The organism is Hydrogenophaga sp., from assembly GCF_051007235.1.
GTDB lineage: Bacteria > Pseudomonadota > Gammaproteobacteria > Burkholderiales > Burkholderiaceae_C > Hydrogenophaga.
The window spans coordinates 1-3452 of record NZ_JBPCSJ010000106.1; the positions used below are offsets into that span (position 1 = coordinate 1).

Sequence of the window (3452 nt, forward strand, 5' to 3'; positions counted from 1 at the left end):
TGTACCGCCGCGCGGGCATGGACACGGCCTGGTCCTACGCCTACTGGCGCCCGCCCCCCACCCCCGGGGGATGACCGGCGGTCCACCGGTCAGGTCAAGCCAGCTCAGGTCACCGGGTCGGGCGCCGTGGGCCAGTGACCGCCCAGCTGCGCTGACTGCAGCTGCACCGTGAGCCACTGCAGCAGGCTGCGGATGCGGGGCAGCTCGATCCGGTTGGCGGGCACCAGCGCCTTGAGCCACAGGTCGGGCAGGTGGTGGTCGGGCATCAGCTCCACCAGCTCGCCACGGGCCAGTGCCGGCGCCACCAGGTAGTCGGCCAGCACCGACACGCCCAGGCCATCCAGCGTGGCCTGGCACAGCGCCGAGCCATCGTTGCTCTTGAGCTTGGGCCGCACGTCCACCCCGACCAGGCCCTGCGGTCCCTGGAATTCCCAGCGCGTGCCCGAGGTCGCGAACACCAGGCAGTCGTGGTCCATCAGCTCGGCCGGGGCCTGTGGCGTTCCGCAGCGTTGCAGGTAGGCCGGCGTGGCACAGAGCCGGCGGCTGATCGGACACAGCGGGTGGTCCTGCACCTGGCCGTAGGACTCGGGCCGTGCGCCGATGGCCAGGTCGAAGCCTTCTTCCAGAGGGTTGACCGAACGGTCCGCGAGCACGATGTCCATGCTGATCATGGGTTGCTCGACGAGAAACTGGTTGAGCAGGCGGCTGAGGTTGAGCACGCCCAGCGTGGTCGGGATCTTGATGCGGATGTGGCCCTCCAGCTCCCCGCTGGCCTGGGCCATGCCGGCCAGCGCGTCGTCCACCTGGCGGACCAGGGCCCGCACCACGGGCAGGTAGCGTTCGCCCACGTCGGTGAGGGTGAGCTTGCGGGTGGTGCGCGTGAACAGGGGCGCGCGGATGCGCCATTCCAGCTGTTCGATGCGTTTGCTGATGACCGACGGCACCAGCCCGGCCTGGCGGGCCGCGGCGGAGAAGCTGCCGGTCTCGGCCGCGGCCACAAAGGCCTTGAGGTTGCTCAGGGTGTCCATATTTGTCTCGATCTGGAAAAACTGATTGTGCGAATTGACTTATTGTTGTGCAAACCGCGCCTAATTAAGATGCCTGTCACACCATAAGACGGAGACAAACCATGCAGCTGCCGGACCCCCAGTCCACCCGGGTGCCCGCGCCCGCGCCGTACCTGCGCATCGCGACCGAAGAGGCCTTTGCGCTCCCCGAGATGCTGGACATCTACCGCCGCATCCTCGAGCGAGGCGATGCCGACCCTGGCTTTCGCGGGCTGATGGGCTTCTACATGACCAGCCCGAGCGAACGGGCGCAGCACATCATGCGGTGCCTGACCGACCTGGACCAGCTGCGCCTGCAGCACATGGACGCCTGCGGCATCGACGTGCAGGTGCTGGCGCTGACCTCGCCCGGTGTGCAGGTGATGGACAAGGCCACGGCGGTCTCGTTTGCCCGCGAGGCCAACGACCGACTGGCGGACGCGATCCGCCGCCACCCGACGCGGTTCGCTGGCATGCTCGCCGTGGCGCCGCAGGACCCGCAAGCCGCGGCCAAGGAGATCGAGCGTGGCGTGACCCAGCTGGGCATCCATGCCGTCGTCATCAACTCCCACACACAGGGCGAGTACCTGTCGGACCCGAAGTTCTGGGACATCTTCGCCGCCGCCGAGGCCCACGACGCGCCGATCTACCTGCACCCCAACTCGCTGCCGCCCGGCATGTACCAGCCGTTCTTCGAGGCCGGTCTGGACGGCGCCATCTACGGCTTCGGCGTGGAAACCGGGCTGCACGCGCTGCGCATCATCACCGCCGGCGTGTTCGATCGCTTCCCCAAACTGCGCATGGTGCTGGGCCACATGGGCGAGGCGCTGCCGTACTGGGCCTACCGGCTGGACTACATGCACCGCGCCACGGTGAAGTCGCAGCGCTATGCCAGCGTGCAGCCGCTGCAGCGCCAGCCCAGCGAGTACCTGCGCGAGCACTTCTACATCACCAACAGCGGCGTGGCCTGGGCGCCCGCCATCCGCTTTGCGCAGGACTTCATGGGCAGCGACCGCGTGCTCTACGCCATGGACTACCCCTACCAGCACGCGGTGGACGAGGTGATCGCGCTCGACGGCATGCCCATGAGCGCCGAAGACCAGCTGCGCTTTTTCCAGACCAACGCGCAGGCGGTGTTCAAGATTCCGCCGCGCTGAAACGCGCCCCGAAGCGCCTGCGATCACGACAACAACCACCGGAGACACCCATGAAAAACCCCTCACGCCGACTTTTTGCCAGTCTTGCCTTGCTGGTCGCCGCTGGCGGCCTGCAGGCGCAGACCTGGCCGTCGCAGCCGATCAAGATCATCGTGCCGTTCACGGCCGGCACCGGCATGGACACCATCGCCCGCGCCGTGGGGCCGCGCCTGAGCGAGCGGCTGGGCCAGCCGGTGACGGTGCAGAACATGCCGGGGGCCAGCGGCAACATCGGCGCCGATGCGGTGGCCAAGGCCCGCCCCGACGGCCACACGGTGCTGATGGGCGCCAACACCATGCTGATGGCATCCCAGCTGTACGCCAACGTGCCGTTCGACCCGGTGAAAGACTTTTCGTCGGTGTCGCTCGCGGCCTGGGGCACGCTGATGCTGGTGGCCAACCCCAAGACCGGCATCAAGACCCTGCCGGAGCTGGTGGCCGCGGCCAAGGCCAAGCCGGGGTCCATCGCTTTCGGTTCGCCCGGCGTGGGCACGCCCCACCACATGGCGATGGAGCTGTTCAAGGTCCGCACCGGCCTGTTCATGCTGCACGTGCCGTACCGGGGCACCGCCGGCTACACCACCGACCTGCTCTCGGGCGAGGTGAACGTGGGTTTCCTGCCGGTGCACATCGCGCAAGGCTTTGTCAACAGCGGCCGGCTGACGGCGCTGGCCGTGGGCAGCCCCAAGCGCCACCCGGTGGCGCCCGGTGTGGCCACCTTTGGCTAACTCGGGGTGAAAGACGTGGAAGTCGACCTCTGGTACGCCTTCTTTGCACCGGCCAAGACGCCAGCACCGGTCGTCACCCGCCTGAACACCGAGATCGCCGCCATCCTGCGGCAGCCCGAGATCAAGGACCTGCTGGGCAAGGCCGGCATGGACGCTGCTGCGTCCACCACCGACGAACTCACGGCGCTGACGGTCAAGGACTACCCGCGCTGGGGCGAGGTGATCCGGCGCAACGGCATCAAGGCCGAATGAGGAGGGCGGCATGAGCAGCCAGACACCCCGGATCGCCGTGGTGGGCGGGGGCATCGCCGGCCTGTCCTTCGCCTTGCACCTGCACCAGCGCGGTCTGGCCTGCGATGTGTACGAGAGCGTGCCCGAGGTAAGCGAACTGGGGGTGGGCATCACCCTGCTGCCGCACGCCATGCGCGAGCTGGCGGCACTGGGGCTGCAGCCGGCGCTGGAGGCTGTGGGCATCGAGAACC

Annotated in this window: 3 protein-coding genes and 1 pseudogene; 3 read left to right on the top strand and 1 reads right to left on the bottom strand. The window is 68.3% G+C overall.

What is annotated here, in order from left to right:
- Positions 1 to 104: 104 nt before the first annotated feature.
- Positions 105 to 1028 carry a LysR family transcriptional regulator gene (locus tag ACR2JA_RS04000; RefSeq protein WP_434007829.1) on the bottom strand — a complete coding sequence of 308 codons (924 nt, stop codon included), beginning with the start codon at positions 1026 to 1028 and terminating at the stop codon, positions 105 to 107.
- A gap of 101 nt (positions 1029 to 1129) precedes the next feature.
- Between ACR2JA_RS04000 and ACR2JA_RS04005 the strand changes: the two genes are divergently transcribed.
- The 3 genes and pseudogenes from ACR2JA_RS04005 to ACR2JA_RS04015 form a co-directional block, all read left to right on the top strand.
- Positions 1130 to 2203 (top strand): amidohydrolase family protein, encoded by a 1074-nt coding sequence (locus ACR2JA_RS04005; protein ID WP_434007830.1) that lies wholly within the window; start codon positions 1130 to 1132, stop codon positions 2201 to 2203.
- A gap of 176 nt (positions 2204 to 2379) precedes the next feature.
- Positions 2380 to 3222, top strand: a pseudogene (locus tag ACR2JA_RS04010) (tripartite tricarboxylate transporter substrate binding protein).
- 10 nt (positions 3223 to 3232) lie between these two features.
- On the top strand, positions 3233 to 3452 hold a 220-nt coding region (locus ACR2JA_RS04015; protein WP_434007831.1), incomplete at its 3' end, for an FAD-dependent oxidoreductase.